Consider the following 18477-nt stretch of genomic DNA (forward strand, 5'->3'; position numbering starts at 1 on the left):
CAGTAAATGAAATAACCGTCATGCAAGGTAAAACGATGAAAATAAACGTTCTATGAGAATTATAAAATACTATTTTATCCTGATTTTCCTGGTGATGTCTATCCTGCCAGTTCTATCCCAAAATGAATGCAGCGATGTGACATTGACCGAAGCGCGGAAGAAATATGAAACAGGAAATTTCAATCAGGTCATTACTCTCCTGAGCGACTGTATTCATAAAGGATTCAGTGGACCACAGCAGGCAGAAGCCTACAGATTGCTGTCACTGACCTATCTGGCAATGGATTCTGTCAGCACGTCAAGCAAACTGGCAGAAGATCTTTTAAAGATAAATCCGAACTTTGAGCCTGATATTTTTGATCTCCCACGATTTATAAATCTGATCAACCGTCTTAAGCAGGCTTCTTTATCCGAGCAGGTCACATCCGTTTCAAAAAAGGCAGAATCGATTTATGAAGCTCCTGCCAATATTATCGTCATCACTCGAGAAGAGATAGAGCAGCGTGGTTACATGGACCTTGTTGAATTATTAAAAGATGTTCCGGGATTCGACATCACCCTGTTTTATGGGTCGCAACTGGCGAATATCTATCAACGGGGATTCCGCCAGAACAGTACAGAAAAAACACTTATGCTTATTGATGGTATTGAGGACAATGACCTGTGGACCAACTGGACCGACATATCCCGGCAGTATCCATTATCCAATATTGAACGTGTCGAAATCATTTATGGCCCTGCTTCCACCATGTATGGACCAAATGCCTTTGCCGGCGTCATCAACGTGATTACTCAAAATGAAAATAGTTTTTTCAGTGGCGAAAAGAAATGGGGACTCAAAGCAAATGCCGGCTATGGAACCTATAATACCAGATGTCTAGACCTGAGCCTTGCAGGCAGGGCAAAAAAGTTCAGTTTTTCCCTGACGGGAAGGATTTATGCATCGGATGGAATGGACCTCTCAAGCCAAACGTACTTTGATTATAATCCGGATGCATACGACAGTGTGGATTACATCAGTCTGTTAAGCATAAAAAAGAATGCCAGGGAATACCTTATCGATAATCACCTCGCTGCCAGTAATCCATTTTATATTGTATCTCCCGACACTTCAGAGATCATTCTTACGGAGGAGGGCAATAATGCTGCCTGTGCATTTGACAAATCAGCTTATGACCAGGTCGTGAACGGCAACAAAATAGGATTTACCGACCATGCAAAAAGCTGGTTCCTGAATGGCAAGATGAGGTTTGGAAAATTCAGCTTCGGCTTCCAGACCTGGAAAATGAGCCAGGGCTCAACAACCCAATATACCGACCTTTATGTACCTGGTTCAGAAAACGGATTCGTCTGGGTACCGCAATTATCCTTCGTCTATGCGAAATATGAAGACCAGGTCAGCGACAAGTTGTTTATTTCAAGCCTCACCAATTACAGGATACATGCTTTAACTGAAGACTCCAGGTTTGTCTCGCTGAGTAACTATGCAAGGGGCAACAAAGACCTTGCTGACCTTGTAAATGGTATTGAACCTGAGTGGATCACGCAATATGCCTTTGAGATTTCAAAGCAGCTCCGCACCGAGCTGAAATTCATCTATACACCCCTGACGAAACTCGATATTGTCACCGGTATAGAGGTCAGAAACAGTTCCCTTCAGGGTGGTTATCTGTTCAGCACCGATTCTCATCCCCAGGATTCAGCCGTTGTCCTTCCATCACCCATGGGAGGCAATCAATTCAACGTCTGGGATCTTGGCATTTATGCCCAGGGAACGTATGAACTGCTGAAAAATCTTAAGCTTACATTAGGTGCACGGTACGACTATGACCGGATCCGCTCCAGCGGCGGCTTTGGTTCTGAAATAAGCCCGAGGGCTGCCCTTGTCTATTCACCCAAAAATTTTGTTTTCAAAGCTATCTATTCACGAGGCATTGAGAATGTATCAAACTGGACCAAGTTTTCCATGGCAGGCAACCGTATACCCAATCCGAATCTGCGCACTGAAAGCATTCAAAACTATGAATTCACCGCTACATGGATGCCAAATAAAGAATTGTATTTTGACATAGCTATTTACCATTCGAATATCTATGATGTAGTTGGAACAATTGCTGTTCCGGAACAACCGGGTAAAAACCAGAATGCCAACATAGGTACCTTTAAGATCAATGGCATTCAGGCCAGTGCATCCTATAAAACAAACTATTTCACAGCTTATTTGAATTATACATTCACTGACCCCAGACAAACATACAATGAAACAGGACCTGTAGATAACAGGGTCGGAGACATAGCCGGTCATAAGTTCAATGCCGGAATAAATAAGGTCTTCTTTGAAAAACTAAATATTAACCTACGCATGAACTATGTAAGTGAAAGGAAAACAGGTCCTGGTACAACAGTTCCGCTGAACTATGATAAATTCCCTGCGGTAACTGTCTTCAATGGTGCCATAAGTTATTCGGATATTTTACCGGGGCTGAAACTTGAGTTTGTCTGCAATAATATTTTCAATAAAACTTACTTCCATCCGGGAACCAAAGCAGCGGATGGCGCACTGAATCCGACAAGTATCCTCCAGCGTGGAAGACATTTCGTAATCAGAATCCTTTATGCACTCTGAGATCATCATGGCAAGAAACAAAAAAATGACGGATAAAAATTCCCTAAAAGTTTCCGGGTCAAAAGGCTCATTCAGGGTCATCGTCAATGATGCATCTGAATGGGGACAACTTTTTATCCCTGTAAACATGCCGGAAAAGAAGGATGGACTGAGAATCGCCGTTTTCGGAAGCACCACTTCCATGCATCTGGTTATGGAAATCCTCATACGTATGGATAGGAAATTCCCCGGAAGCATCAATATCAGAGCTGTTGCCACTGATGATCCGCTGGATCCAAGGGCAAGAATATTTGTCAGGAAAAGAATCTGGAAATATTATTCCATTGAAGAAAAATCATATCTGATGAACCTTGTGAAAGATACTGTGCTTTCATATGGGTTACCCTGTTATACAGGGGGTGTCAAAAATGATTATTTCAGAGCGCTCCTCAAAACATGGGATCCGGAAGTGATTATCATGTGTTGTTTCGGACAAAAGATTGACGCGCCGATTTATGAGTATCCTTCCTATGGGATGTACAATTTTCATCCTTCCGACCTTGCATCCAATATCGGTGCAGGTGCTGAGCCATATATCATGACGATTGATAACGGAAGGACCACTTCAAATATGATCCTTCACATTGTAACAGAAACAATCGATGGCGGGCCAATTGTCGGGATATCGCCGGTCATCAATATCGCTCTGGAAAACGGGAATTACCCTGACAGCATCCTGTCATTACAGGAGAAAATCCCGTCAATATGTGGATGGATGACCTATGGCTTAGTCATGAAAATCCTGGAGAAAAAAAGAAAGGGAGAAACAGGCAGTGTAAATCAGGTGGACTTTGAGAAAATCATACCCCTTCATATAAAGAAACTGTTATTGAAACCATCTTCCAATGATCCTGATGAAGATTATAAATTACCATACCCATGACAACTAACAGGACCAACCGGATCTTAACCCTGCTGAACGTACGTCAGGGTGAAGGCAAACCCGTGGTTTTGCTAATCCTGTTTTCATTTTTCATGGGGCTGGCATTAGCATTTTATTTTACTGCTTCCAATGCCATATTCATCAGGCACTTCTCCTCACGGATGATATCCCTGTCTTTTATTGCTTCAGGGATAGCCGTCTACCTGACATGGCTCTTGCTCTCCCTGGCAGATAAACGGTTAACTGTTGCCAATCAGCTGATCGTTAAATTCATTTTTGTCCTTGCAGCAGTGGTGGTTATCAGCCTCGGCATCCAGTTTAAGGAATCGGATGTACTCACCTTCATCATGTACACATTCGTCAGGGTATTGGTATACATCAGCCTGGTCACATTCTGGGGGATCGCAGGAAAACTCTTCAATCTCAGGCAGGGGAAGAGGATTTTTGGTCTCATCAGCACCGGAGAGGTGATATCCATTATCATTGGATACTTTTCCATCCCTCTGCTGCTTCAATTCATTAAAACACCGTCGCTTCTGTTCCTTTCCTCTTTTTCATTCCTGATCTGTCTGGTTGTTGCGCTGATCATCATTAAATCATACAGGAAAGAGCTCGATATTACTGTTCCCATAACTACTAAAAAAACACTACAGGAGGGCAGGCAATGGAAATACAGGAGCCTGATTAAAAAGCCGTACTTCTTTTTGACATCGTTAATGGCTCTCCTGCCAATATTCGGCTATCTATTCGTCGATTTCATGTTTTTACATCAGACCAAACATGAATTCAGCAATGACCAGGAAACCATCGCTAGGTTCTTCGGATATGTCCTTGGATTTGTTGCTGTTGTTGAGCTAATTTTTAAGCTCTTCGTTTCCGGAAGGATGTTGAATAAGTATGGTCTGAAAGCCAGTTTATTATCCCTGCCCATGGCATTGCTGATCAGCACTTCGCTGGCTGCACTGTTTGGTACATTCTATGGACCCATGGGGATGTTCTTTGCATTCATCGTGTTTACCCGTCTCCTGGAACGGGCCGTAAGAGGATCGATCTATGAACCTGCCTTTCAGATTCTCTACCAGCCGGTACCTCCGGAACAACGGCTTGCTTTCCAGAACCAGATTGAAGGTATTCCAAAGGCCCTCGGCACAATAATCACCGGATTAGTGTTGACGCTGTTCACCAGTGCAGGCTTTTTAAATTTGGTTCATTACAATTGGTTCTTCCTGCTTGTTCTGATATTATGGATAAGGTTTGCCTATAAGATGTACAGGTCATACCGCGGCCGGATAAAAGAACTGCTTGAAGGACAAAAAACGGAGATCACGGAAATGGCTCACCAGGTTTCCGCACATAGCCTTTCATTTCTGAATGAAAGCATACTGAAAACCGATCCAAAAAGTATCCGGCAGCTCTTCCGTCTGGCCGAGAATATTGATCCGATCAGATCGGAATCCATGATCACTGATCTTTTATCGCAGTCCCCTGCGCAAAAAAAGACGGAGATCATCGGCTACATCGAGCAAAGGCAGATCATTACAGCCAGAGAATCTCTTAAAAACCTTCTTTCCAATCCGGAAAATGAATCACTGGCATCCTCAATCCGTTCAACTTTAAAAGAGCTGGACATTGCTGAAAGCTATTCTCTCGATCTGTTAACCAATCTTTCCAAATCAAAGGAAACAGAGAACAGGGAAACAGCGGCAAGGCTTCTCGCATATTCACCCCGGTATAAAACCATTCAGATATTATCCGAATTGATGGTGGACAAGAATCCGGGTGTTAAAAAGGCAGCACTGATCGCTTCAGGCAAGGCCAAACGGTTTGAATTGTGGCCCAGACTTGTTGAAAACCTGACCTCTCCTGAATTTGGATCCACCGCATCTTCTGCCATAAGAAATATTGGTGAACCTATCCTTGGTGAACTTGAAAAGCTGTTCCGTAAATCCATGAACAATACCCAGGCTCAGATGAGGATTATCAGGTTATACAGGGAAATAGGCGGTGAACAGGCGATTAAGTATCTCAGAAGCAAGATCAATTTCCCCGAGAAGGATATCCGCATCCAGGTACTGATCGCACTCAGCTTACTGGGATATAAGGCTGATACTTCAGAAAGGGTTTCCATAAGGCAAACCATTGAGAACATCGTCGAAGCCATGGTATGGACTATGGCCACCATCGTTGATACCGGTGAAGAGAGCCAGACGAAGTATCTACACCAGGCATTGAACGATGAATTAACCCAGAAAAAAGAACATATCTTTCTGTTGCTTTCGCTTATGTATGATTCCCAAACCATAGGACTGATCAGGAAAAACATCGAAAGCGGAAATAATCAGTCCAAAATTTTTGCCCTGGAAATAAGTGATATGGTGGTTTCCCTGGAAATAAAGGATATCCTGTTACCTCTCTTTGATGACATTTCGATCCAGGATAGATTGCACATGTTCAGTGCTCGCTTCCCTCAGGAAAAACTATCCCGTTATGAACGGCTGGTTGACATCATTAACAAGGATTATAATGTTGTCAGTAAATGGACAAAAGCATGTGCCATGGAACTCCTGGTGAATTATGACCGCGAGCTTGTTTCACCTATTCTATGTGCTAATATCATTAACCCATCGCAGATTATCAGGGAAACAGCCGCATGGGTGCTTCATACCATTGACATTGAAAAGTTTTTCGACACCCTCGCCTTACAAAAAATCGAGGATAAAAAAAGGCTCGAACCCATAACGAAAAAACTGGAAGGCGGAAAGTCATACAGGGCAAACCTTCTTGTGTCGGAGAAAATCGAATCATTGAAGAGCACTGGATTATTTTCGGTATTGCCGGATTTTATCGTTTCTGAACTGGCGATGTCAGTTGCAGAAATGCGTATCGGGAAGGACGAGATTCTAGAGAGACACAGTGGAGGTCCGGCATTCATTTATATTGTTTTATCAGGTCAAATCGTCATGACCACGGGCCAGCAGAAAGAAAGAGCCTTTAAAAGCGGGGACATCTTTATAATTGAAACAGAAAGGGATTCGGTAAAGGATGCTAAATATATTGCCATCAAAGAAACCCTTTTATTAAAACTGGATATCAGGGAGATTTATAACATTATGCCGGAACAATCAGATTTTACCCAAAAATTCATCCCGTATTATATTAATTAACATGATCCTGAAATAAATACCTCACGATATGAACATCTGGTCAAAACTGAAGCTGTTGCTCTCGCTTTTCGCATGTTCCTGTCTTTCGCTCATGGAAGCCTCAGGCCAGGGAAATGAAGAAGGATACCCGTTTATCAGAAATTTCAGTGCAGATGACTATAAGGCCAATACACAAAACTTTGCCGTTGTGCAGGACCACAGGGGAGTAATGTACTTTGGCAATTTTGCAGGAATTCTTGAATACGATGGTGCGACATGGAGGATCATAACAACCGCGAACATCTCTAAAGTCTCCTCTCTCGCTTGCGACAGTCTGGGGAGAATATTTGCCGGGGCACGCGGCGAGATTGGCTACCTGGCACCCGATCGCACTGGCAATATGAAATTCAATTCCTTAAATGGACTATTACAGGTCAACAACCGGGATTTTCTGGATGTCATCAGCACGTTTGCAACACCCGAAGGCGTCTACTTCGTCACGGAAAAATCAATATTGCTATATGATTATGACACCATAACCTGCCTGCGTTCAGACAGTGGCATTCTATCCTCCTTCTTCGTCAACGGTATTCTGTACTATTTTGTAAAGGACCAGGGACTTATGAAGTTACAGGGAAGCCAACCATTAAAAGTAACTGAAAGCAACGGATTACCCCTGGCAACCGAAATCACAGCCATGGTTCCATCATCCATGAATCATGTGATTGTTGGCACCTTCAACCAGGGATTGTACATCATGACCCAAAATGGAATTGAAAAATTCACCACTGAGGCAGACCAGGATTTTGAGTCTTCAACAATTACATGCGGCATAAAGATGAATGACGGGACACTCGTCTTTGGTACTGCAAGAAAAGGATTGATCACGATTTCGTCTGATGGCACCAACGAACAGGTCATTGATAAAGATGCAGGTTTACGGAATGAAAATGTCACAGGGCTGTTCACTGACAGAAGCAACTCTTTATGGGTTACATTAAACAACGGCCTCGCTCTCATCGAAATTCCCTCTCCCCTCTCCGTCAGCGATGAACGGAAAAGAATCAGCGGTGGCGTTACCGGGATGGTGAGGCTGGAGCAACAGCTCTATGTCTCAACATACCAGGGTTTATACAGATATTCAAAGGAAGAGAAAGGATTTAAGGCTATACCCGGGATCACGACTGCATGCTGGTCCATCCTTCCTTACGATAATGATCTCCTTGCCGCCACCACAGAGGGTGTATACGAGATAAACGGCGATGACTGCCGGCTTATCTGTGACGGATTTTCACTGGTACTCTGCCGCTCTGAATCAAATCCATCCATCGTTTTTGCCGGACAAACCGATGGTCTCCTCATCCTGCAGAAAATACAAAATCACTGGACAGAAAAGAGAACTGGAATTTCAACAGAAATCCGGGAGATCGCGGAAGATCAAAACGGAAACCTGTGGCTGAATACACCTATTAACGGCATCTATCTCTGCAATACGTCAGATGGAACGCTGATACAAAAAATTGACACAACAACAGGTCTTCCTTTCATGACAGGTAACCACATCAATGATCTGTCGTCCGGAATCATTCTGACAACAAGACAAGGTCTGTATCATTATAGCACTATTACGAAATCAATAGAGATCTTCCCGATGTTTCAGAACGACAGTATTGACAGGACCATCTGGCTCAGCAGGATCATCGAGGATAAGTCAGGAAATCTGTGGACAACCGGTGGTGATGAGGAGGATGTGACATTATATAAAAAGTCAGGCGTCACGTATGAAAAATTCAAAACCCCGTTCCTCCCTATCAATGATTTTGTTGCATGGATCATATTCCCGGAGGAGGATGGCATTACATGGTTTGGCGGACCTGATGGACTGATACGATACGATCCTGCAGTAATAAAGAACTATAATGCACCCTTTTCCACATTGCTCCGAAAAGTGACACTAAAAAATGACTCGGTCATCTTCCAGGGCACCTTTTTCAATGCAGGAAATATTGCCGTGGAAAGCCAGAATGCCAATCTCATCCCCGAGATCGATTATGCATATAATTCGGTCTCTTTTGGTTATTCTTCCACAGGATATTATGTCAATGGCGTTATCAGGTACCAGTATTTTCTTGAGGGATTTGACAGGATATGGTCGGAATGGCGTGTTGAAAATACAAAAGAATATACCAATCTTACCAGGGGCGACTATGTTTTTCATGTTAGATCCAGAAACATCTACGACAAGGTCAGCAATGAAACAACCTTTGCATTTCAGATACTCACACCATGGTACATGGCATGGTGGGCCTACATCATTTATATAATCCTGGTGGGTGTAGTCATTTATTTTATCGTCCTGCTTCGCTCCAGAAAATTGGTAAAGGAGAAGCAGGTCCTTGAGAACATCATCCAGGACAGGACAACAGAAGTGGTCAGGCAGAAAGAAGAGATCGAGCAGAAATCGCTGGAATTATCGGATAAGAATGAGGAACTGGAGAAGATAAATAATGTCGTTAAATCGATCAATGCAGAGCTTCATTTTGCCAGGCTCCTGCAGTCGGTACTTGAGAAGATGACCATGATCAGGGGCGTGCAGAGAGCCTCCGCCTATATTTATGATAAAGGCGCCGAGGCATATAAACTCAAAGCCAATTTTGGATGGGACCAGAAAGAGGTTGAAACCATCCAGTTTGGTCTTGAAGAAGCTGAAGAAAAGATCCTGAAAAACACGATTGAAATCTATGAGGACATCTTTATTAAAAGCGATTTAAGAGATACAGAAGATAAAAAGGATCCGGGTAAAGCGGGCGTGGCCCGATCCATGCTCATCCTGGTCATCAAGGTCGAAAACAGGATTGAGGGATTTCTTATCCTTGAAAATATGACAAAGGAGAATGCCTTCAGCAAAAAGGATTTCGGATTTATCAAAAACTCAAAAGAACATATCATCTCAGCTTTTATTAAAACAAAAATCCTTGAAGACCTGCAGGCAACGCTGGATAATCTTAAGGAAACACAGAAACAACTCATTCAATCCGAGAAACTGGCATCTCTTGGTCAGCTGACCGCAGGAATCGCTCACGAAATTCAAAATCCGCTGAACTTCGTAAATAATTTCTCTAACCTTTCGATCGACCTGGCAGAAGAGCTGAAGGGATCGCTTGAGAACCTCAAGAAGAATGTGTCATCCGGTTCCTTGGAAGAGATGGCCGAAACTGTCGAAATGCTGTTGTCAAACGTTAAAAAGATCAATGAGCACGGCAACAGGGCTGAACGGATCGTGAAGGGCATGCTGCAACACTCAAGGGGCGTGGCAGGAGAGCTCCTCCTGACGGATGTCAACGTTCTCGTTGAAGAGTACGTCAACCTCTCCTATCATGGAACACGGGCAGAGAACAAAGAATTCAATGTAACTTTTAAGAAGGATATGGATCCTGCGGTTGGCAAGGTTAAAATAGTCCCACAGGATTTCAGCCGGGTCATCATTAACATCGTTAATAATGCCTGTTATGCCGTTTTTGAGAAGAGCTTACGGCAAAAACAAGGGTATTCACCTGAGATAAGCATCTCGACAAAAAGATTGGGCAAACAGATCGAAATACGCATTAAGGATAATGGCAGCGGAATACCACAGGCGATCATCGACAAGGTATTCAATCCGTTCTTTACGACCAAGCCGACAGGAAAAGGCACAGGATTAGGGCTTTCGGTGAGCTATGATATCATCAAGAACATCCATAACGGGCAGCTTGAGGTTAACTCAAAAGAAGGCGAATCAACGGAATTCATCATTACCATCCCCGACAGGGGATAAGGGAAAATCAGATTGCAGATTATAGATATGAGAAAGAAATATTGCAAAAGTGTCTACTTGATTTTATCCATCTATCTGATCCTGGGGGCAGGCCAGTGTTTTGGTCAGCCCACATTCCTGATCCACCAATTCAACCTGGCATACAAGGGTGCGGTGAAACCACGGCTTACCATCAGAGCCGAATATTTTTTCGATGAAAAAATTTCTTTTAGTAGCTATCTGTATGCCGGCCCTGGCTGGGGCGAAGGCGTTGCAGGTGTCGGATATCAGCTGAAGGATTGGATCTACATCGGTTTTATGGCCGGGTTCCAGGACGATAAAGAGCACATCTGGAGGATCATGCCGAATTTTTATTTATCAAAAGGCAGATTCTCACTGCTGGGTTTATTCGGACATGGCCCTGGCAGCGATAATGACCGCTTTGCGTTACAGTTTTATTATAATCTGAAATCCTTTAAAGTCGGTATCGAAGGGATCAAGGAATTTACTATTTATGCCCTGGGTCCGCGCTTTGACTATACCTGCCTGAATAAGCCTCCTATCCATATATGGGTAGCTCCTTACTGGGATTTCACCTATGGCAAACCTGCTGCTATGTTTGGAGTGTATGCCATCTTCGGTAAGAAGGGTGTCATCGAAACGGATTAAAATAAGCTATAATGAAAACGGTCCTGCTTATCTTTTTTATCTTTTCTTTCTCCATTACAGAATCCCAAATTTTGACCGTGTTACCCGAATTCCCTGTTAACACGGATTACATAGAGATTATTTATAACGCTTCTCTTGGTAACGGCAATTTGGCAGGGTATAACGGTGACGTCTATGCTCACACCGGGCTTATCACCACCGAAAGTGTCGACTGGCATGACTGGAAACATGTTGTGGGTAATTGGGGCCAGCCCGATCCTAAAGTTCTGATGGAAAAGATCGGGGAAAATCTTTACAAAATAAGTTACCAGATCCTTTCTTTTTACAACTTCAATCCGGAGGAAGAAACAGCGCTCCAGATTGCCTTTGTATTCAGGAACGCTGACGGCTCCCTGATCGGAACAAATGCCGATGGAACGGATATTATATATTCCATCAACCTCACTCCGGTCGGTGAATATCTTAGCCATTCATGGGACGGGCACCGGCTTGTCATAACAGCCAGTAATGGGCAGATGGAACTACTGCCATATACAGCAAATGTTTTGCGGGTTACTTTCATTCCGGAAGGAACGGCCTTTAACGATACCTCATACAGTGTTATTCTTGAATCACAATCTACTTCACAAATGCTCGAGGATCATACCGGTTACTTACTTTTTAGCTATGGTGAAAAGGATGTCATAGTAACTAAGCATCCCTTGCGGTTATCCTTCCTGGAGAATAACGAACCTTTATTATCTGATGAGCTGGGCATTTACACACGTTTTGGCAGAGAAGGGGTACGGTTTAACCTCCATGATGAAGAAAAGCTCTATGGCTGCGGATCCAGAGCATTGCCAGTGAACCGGCGTGGTTTTGTGCTGGAAAACTATAACCAGCCGCACTATGGATATAGTTATGGCGAGATGAACCTGAACATTTCAATACCAGCCATTGTATCCTCAGAAGGTTATATGCTTTTTTTTGATAGCCAGTGGCCCGGAAGGTTTGACCTTGGCGCCACCAATCCTTCTGTCCTCGATTTCTCAAATGAAGCTTCCCCCATGCCGTATTTTTATATCTCCGGAGATTCCTTTGATGACCTGTTGGATGAATATACACTTTTGACGGGTCGTCAGCCATTGCCACCATTGTGGGCATTGGGATATTTACAGTCGCGTTATGGATATGAAAACGAAGGAGAAGCACGTTCGGTGGTGGATCAAATGAGAGCAGAAGGCTTTCCCATGGATGCGATCATTCTCGACCTATACTGGTATGGCGGTACCTCTCAAATGTGCAACATGACATGGGATATTAGCCGCTGGCCAAATCCGGTCACTATGATCAGCGACTTCAAACAGGAAGGTATTAAGACTATTCTTGTTTCAGAGCCCTACTATACGCTTGAAAGTACCTGGTACCCGTTTCTGAATGCCAATCACTATCTTTGCACAAATACAACGGGTAGCACTTATATTTTGGATGATTTCTGGACCGGTCCCTCTGCCCTGCTTGACCTCACAATTCCTGCAGCACGGAACTGGATGTGGAATTTTTACAGAGCCAGGATCAACGAAGGTGTGGAGGGTTGGTGGTGCGACCTGGGAGAACCGGAATCGCATCCCGATGACATGTTACACAAGCAAGGACCGGCAAGAGAATTCCATAATGTCTATTCCCTTATGTGGGCTCAGAATATCTATGAAGGGTACGTGGAAGAATATCCGGATAAGCGATTATTCAATCTGATCCGCTCTGGATATAGCGGAATGCAGCGTTACAGCACATTTCCGTGGTCGGGCGATGTGCAAAAAAGCTGGGACGGACTGCAGGCACAGATCCCTGTCATGCTGGGTATGGGGATGAACGGTGCAGCTTATATGGCTTCCGACCTGGGTGGCTTTGCAGGATCGGAACAAGATAATGAGTTATATACACGCTGGATGCAGTTCGGAACTTTTTGCCCTGTCATGAGGGCACATGGCTCTGGGGTTCCAACAGAACCTGTCTTTTATCCACAACCCTATAAAAACATTCTCCGGAATTTTATCAGACTGCGATATCAATTGCTGCCCTATAATTATACCATTGCATGGAAAAACAGCACAACGGGGCGGCCCCTGGCAATGCCAATGAACTACTTTGATCCCGGTAATCCCGTTCTGGGAAATATCAACGACCAGTATTTCTGGGGAGAAAATATACTGGTGGCACCGGTAATGGAAAGCGATCAGACATCCAGAGAGGTGTCAGTCCCGGAAGGTGTCTGGATCGATTTCTGGACGGAAGCAAGATATACCGGTGAAGATTTTTATACAATCAATTCTCCGATCGAAAGGATCCCTGTACTCATCAAAGCAGGCAGCTTCATTCCTGTGACCGCTCCGGCAATATCCACTGACTATTACAATTCAGATACGCTTGCAATTTGGTATTACCCCGACAAAGATGTGAATACATCAACGGATGTGCTTTATCTGGATGACGGGGTGACAAGGGATGCCTATCTAAATGGGGCTTGGCAGATATTCTCCTTTAGTGGTGATGTGACAGAAAACCAGGTTTCAATTCTTATCGAAAAAAATGGACCCGGATATACAGGTGCTCCGGAACAAAGGGAGATGATCTTTGATATTAAACGAATAAGTAAAAATCCGGATGAAGTTAAGGTCAATGGTGAGAGTATTACTGTCGTCAGTACACTGGAAGAATTTTTTAATTTGCCCGAGGCAGCTTATACAGATCAGTCTGAAAATACGCTAAAGGTTCATTTCCAGTTTTCAGGTGAGCAGGCACAAGTGGTGATAACCGGAGGAAATCTGGGCACAGAAAATAAATACATCGGTGAACAAGCATCATTCATTCTCTACGATCCTTCCCCAAATCCATTCACAAATGAAACAATCATCCGATTTGACGCCAGGGAGCACAGTACTTTTATAGTTGAAATTCAAAATATTGAGGGAAAGAGAGTGCTGAAAAAAGGAATTAATGTGAAGCATACCGGCATTAATGAATATAAATGGAATGGCAAAGATGAAGATGGAATTGAGATGGGAGCAGGAATCTATTTTGTTTCAGTGATTGATTCAGATAATCAGCGCCAAACAAAAAAGCTCATAAAACTGGAATAATTTATTGATACGGATGACATCTTTCGAAAAAGATGGCATCCGTGCTTTCTTAGAAATGCCACCTAAAAAAAGTCAAAAAATCAGAGGCAACTTGCCGGCATGTTGCCCCTATTTTTCATAAAAAAAGCCGGTACCAATTTAAGTGCTGGTTTATCCTTGGAAGGGTCTACACCATACATAATCCATTGGTTTTATTTAAATTAGGATTTTTCTAAAATAATTAGTAATATTGCTGTTAGCAGATAGTTGGTGCCCATTATCAAAAAAAAGTGATTTACGCAATTGATAAAATAGGAAATAAAGTTCGTGCGTATCCACAAGGACGAGCATTGTGTCCTAATCCCTCTTGTAGATCAAATCTTATAGCAAAATGTGGTGAATTTAATATTTGGCATTGGGCTCATGAAAACAATTCTGATTGTGATTCATGGAATTATGAACCGATGACTGAATGGCACATTTCCTGGCAAGAAAATTTTCCACATGAACGGACAGATGTGTTTGTTAGAAAAGGTAATGAATATCATCTTGCTGATATAGTTTGTAAAGATAATTTAGTGATTGAAATTCAAAATTCTCAAATATCTTCAACTGAGGTTCGAAAAAGGGAGAGCTTTTATGGCAAAATGATTTGGGTAATTAACTCAAAAGAGTTTAAACATAATTTTATCTTAAAAGATTTCGGATTTGAGTTTGTTGATGAGATTTGGTTTAAGCATATAATTCCTTATCACGAAGGGGATCTGGATTTTGCCATCATTATACCTGAAGATGATAACGGATCAATATTAGAATCAGTTCAGATGAATAACTACAAGAAATTTTTCGATAAAGGGAAAGGAAAAGAATTCTGGGCACGAAAAAGAAATGGACCTGATCCAAAACTTCCACTTGAAATTCAAAATAGTTTTAGAGGTTATCTACTTGATCAACGGATTAAAAAATATTGCAAACCGACAAAAAATCATGGTACTTCTTTCCGTTGGAAAACAATGAGAAAGTCATGGTCTATTACGAAAATGCCCAAATTTATCGATCTTAATAATGGATTTCTTTTTTTAATTAAAACTCTTCACTCAAATGGAAATGGCTTTGGATTGATAATTTCAAAATCTACTTTTTTAAATAAATATCAATGATAACGGGCACTAACGAGCCGGCAGCCTCAATGTGGGGTAAGGTGGTAAGGAAAGTGGTTGGAGCTACTAAACATGATTACGAAACTCAAATATAAAATCTGCTAAAACCCGCACTGCGGCTGCCGGCCAACCGTGTGTGCCTTGAACTTATTCCCCTGAACAAGGAATAAGGGCTGTATGAAAGATGGAAGACTCTTTGAAAATTCTTGTAAGCGTGTGGAGGTCAAGCGAACAGACTGGCCGACCTTACGAATCGGATTAGAGAAATGGACTTCCGTAGATGACTGTCAGGAGTAGTTTACAAACCACCTTATGCTGCAACTAGCGGAAACTCTCGTTGTGGTGAACGATAAGGAAAAGCGAGGGCAAAGATTCTTGCAGGTGAGTATTGTCGAACTGAATTGATTGAACCAGCGACTGAAGCTTCGTAAGCGGCAAGAGAAGATGTCAAAACCGGGTAGCTACGTTTGTACCCGGGACAAAGTGTAACGGGTGACCTGATTTTCGGTTACATGACATACGGGGTAAAGCTGGCAGGAAGACAATACAGGCTATTGTACGGAACAAGGGAAGTCGCTATCGATCTATTAACTGAACAAGGAAGTAGACGTGGAGGAATACCACGAGATAGCGGCGGCGGACTAAGTCGTAGTAGTGATGAACCCTCTGTGGTGGAGGCGGAGCGAAGGGCTTAGCCTGTTCAGTTTCATGATAAACGACAACCAGTGATGGGAAGATTGACTATAATGAAACGAAATCACAGCCAATTATCAGTAATGGTAATATCCACAATGTTCTTATACATTTGTGATTGAACAGGAAGAGCCGTATGAAGGGAGACTTTCACGTACGGTTCTGTGGGAACGCAGGGGTGAAATTCCCCTGCGTGACCCGACTAGGCAACATTTAAAAAAATCGCACATTCATTATAATACTCAAATTATGAAAAATACACTACTATTTATTTTGATTTTTAATCTATCTATTTTGACCATTTATTCTCAAGATAGACAGATTAGAGAAAAGGCAGTAATAGGAAACACAATTCTCGGACAATTGAATAGCGCAAAAGGTTGGATGCTTTGCCCGCAAGATGATTGGATTTTTTTAGATAACACTATTCCTCAACAATTATCATTAGAGTCAAGGTCTTTATTGAAGCATGAAAAAACCGGATTAGGACTTGATAATTTTTTGTATTTTCAAATACGAGAAATCAAATTTCAAGATACAGCTTATTACATATTAATAAAGAAATTTCGAGATGGTGCTTATAGGTATCCCGATTTAGAGAAAGAATGGATGCCTTATACTTCATATTATGCTTATGTTTTTGATAAAGTAGAATTTGATAATAAAGTAAAAGAAATTAAAACGAATCAAATAAACAAGGTTGAGCTTAGAGTTATGAGTAAAACTTTTGCTTCGTGGAAATCTGATAATAATATTTTAAAATACTTAATTGATGATATTGATTTGAGAGAAAAGAATCCGACATTTATATGTACTGAAAATTGTCATATGAGATTAATTCTCCATATAGCGCCTTTTAAAGAAAAAAATATTGTTCAATTTCAAATATACTCTATTTGTGGTAATGAATATCCTACATTTGATGGACTCGCCAGCGAATCGTTTTCATATTATAAGAATTACTTTAAATATAATTCGGATGAGCTTTTCAAAAATTGCTATTACGAAACATCATATAGTAATTTTGATAATTTTATAAAATTAAAATAAATGTTGCCTAAACAACTAAGCGTTCATTGCATCCGTAGGACGAACAATGAACGCCCTGTTGCACGGAACCGTAAGTGGTATACATAAATTATATAGGGGATTGCGTTTTTGCGTAAAAGACTGTTAATTATCAAATTATAGTGTTATTTTGTATAAAATAAAAATATAACATGCAGATTGTCAGCAAAATAACCTTTAAATCTTTGATAATATTTTACGAGAAAGAATTTGAAAAATATTTTTACAAAGATAGTAAAACTACCGAAGGTTTAGTGCAACAGCACTTACCTGCAAGCAGGGTTTAGGTGCTTGAGTGACAGGAAAGTAATATATTTGAAGTGCAGTACCACGTAGAGAGTTCAGAGGTTCATTTCCCTGCCTGCGGGTAGCTGCAAAACGTCGGCAACAAGGTTAAAGAACGACACAATGGCAATTTGTAAACTTTGCATAAAGGATAAACAACTTATCAAGAAATCTCATATAATTCCGGATTTTATGTATCAAGATTTATATGATTCTAATCATAGGATTAGTTCTTTTACACCTTATGAATTATTGATTGGAGAGGCACATATTAGTAAACCATCATCAGGAGAGTACGAAGAAGGAATTTTATGTGCAGATTGTGATATTAAACTTTTAGGGCAAATATATGAGGATTATGCAAGCAAAATGATGTATGGGAAATCTTTACCTGAGAAAGATGCCCCAATTTGTGAAAATTATAAAAGTCAAGATGGATTACAATTTACAATTTGCAAGAATATTGATTATAAAAAATTCAAATTGTTTTTATTGTCAATTCTGTGGAGAGCGAGTATTTCTTCTCGACCATTTTTTTCCGAAATCCAACTTGGGCCACATCAGGAAAAAATAAGAGAAATGATTATTAATGGTAATCCTGGCGATAATGATGATTATCCAATATTTATAATGTCGTATGTTACTGAAAATTCAGTACCACAGGATTTGATAACTCAACCAAGAAAGATTAAAATAAAGGAAGGGCATAATACATATTTGTTTGTTATAGGAGGTATCTTATACATCTTTTATGTTAATTCCAAAGACCATAAAATACCAGAATTTATTTTATCTTCGACCATAAGAAAGAGTAATGAGATGAATTTAATTCATATTCCTCCAGACAAAGCATGGAATATAATTTTAGGATTATATAAACGTAAGCCTTCGGCATGATGCATATTGTTTAGCCTGAGGTTGTGGTTTACTTTTGCGGATTGATAAATTTCAAGCGCATGAGTAACACCACCGAGCGACAGGCTCAAATGTTTTCCCTTGTGGAAGAATCCCATCAATGCA

The 18477-nt window shown here is 41.5% G+C and carries 10 protein-coding genes; all 10 read left to right on the plus strand.

Annotation, left to right across the window (positions count from 1 at the left end):
• Positions 1-52: 52 nt before the first annotated feature.
• The 10 genes from NT175_13085 (at position 53) to NT175_13130 (ending at position 18354) form a co-directional block, all read left to right on the plus strand.
• Positions 53-2626, plus strand: a complete 2574-nt coding sequence (locus NT175_13085) for a TonB-dependent receptor (GenBank protein ID MCX6235630.1) — start codon at positions 53-55, stop codon at positions 2624-2626.
• Between the two features lie 7 nt (positions 2627-2633).
• Positions 2634-3548, plus strand: coding sequence for a formyltransferase family protein (locus NT175_13090; protein ID MCX6235631.1), 915 nt, complete (start codon positions 2634-2636; stop codon positions 3546-3548).
• Complete coding sequence (locus tag NT175_13095) at positions 3545-6712, plus strand: hypothetical protein (protein MCX6235632.1); 3168 nt, start codon at positions 3545-3547, stop codon at positions 6710-6712. Before NT175_13090 ends, NT175_13095 begins: the two co-directional genes overlap by 4 nt.
• A gap of 28 nt (positions 6713-6740) precedes the next feature.
• A complete protein-coding gene (locus NT175_13100; protein ID MCX6235633.1) occupies positions 6741-10505 on the plus strand; it encodes an ATP-binding protein in 3765 nt (1254 codons plus the stop codon).
• A 27-nt stretch (positions 10506-10532) separates the two neighbouring features.
• Entirely contained in the window at positions 10533-11153 is a 621-nt protein-coding gene (locus NT175_13105; GenBank protein MCX6235634.1) for a hypothetical protein, read from the plus strand.
• An 11-nt stretch (positions 11154-11164) separates the two neighbouring features.
• Positions 11165-14272 carry a T9SS type A sorting domain-containing protein gene (locus NT175_13110; GenBank protein ID MCX6235635.1) on the plus strand — a complete coding sequence of 1036 codons (3108 nt, stop codon included), beginning with the start codon at positions 11165-11167 and terminating at the stop codon, positions 14270-14272.
• A 269-nt stretch (positions 14273-14541) separates the two neighbouring features.
• Positions 14542-15411 (plus strand): competence protein CoiA family protein, encoded by an 870-nt coding sequence (locus tag NT175_13115; GenBank protein ID MCX6235636.1) that lies wholly within the window; start codon positions 14542-14544, stop codon positions 15409-15411.
• Positions 15412-15923: 512 nt separating this feature from the next.
• Positions 15924-16106, plus strand: coding sequence for a hypothetical protein (locus tag NT175_13120; protein MCX6235637.1), 183 nt, complete (start codon positions 15924-15926; stop codon positions 16104-16106).
• A 112-nt stretch (positions 16107-16218) separates the two neighbouring features.
• The gene (locus NT175_13125) at positions 16219-17154 is read left to right on the plus strand and encodes a hypothetical protein (GenBank protein MCX6235638.1); all 936 of its coding nucleotides are present in this window, start codon (positions 16219-16221) and stop codon (positions 17152-17154) included.
• Positions 17155-17580: 426 nt separating this feature from the next.
• Positions 17581-18354 carry a hypothetical protein gene (locus NT175_13130; GenBank protein ID MCX6235639.1) on the plus strand — a complete coding sequence of 258 codons (774 nt, stop codon included), beginning with the start codon at positions 17581-17583 and terminating at the stop codon, positions 18352-18354.
• The last annotated feature ends 123 nt before the right edge of the window (positions 18355-18477 follow it).

Source organism: Bacteroidota bacterium, assembly GCA_026391695.1.
Classification (GTDB): domain Bacteria; phylum Bacteroidota; class Bacteroidia; order Bacteroidales; family JAGONC01; genus JAPLDP01.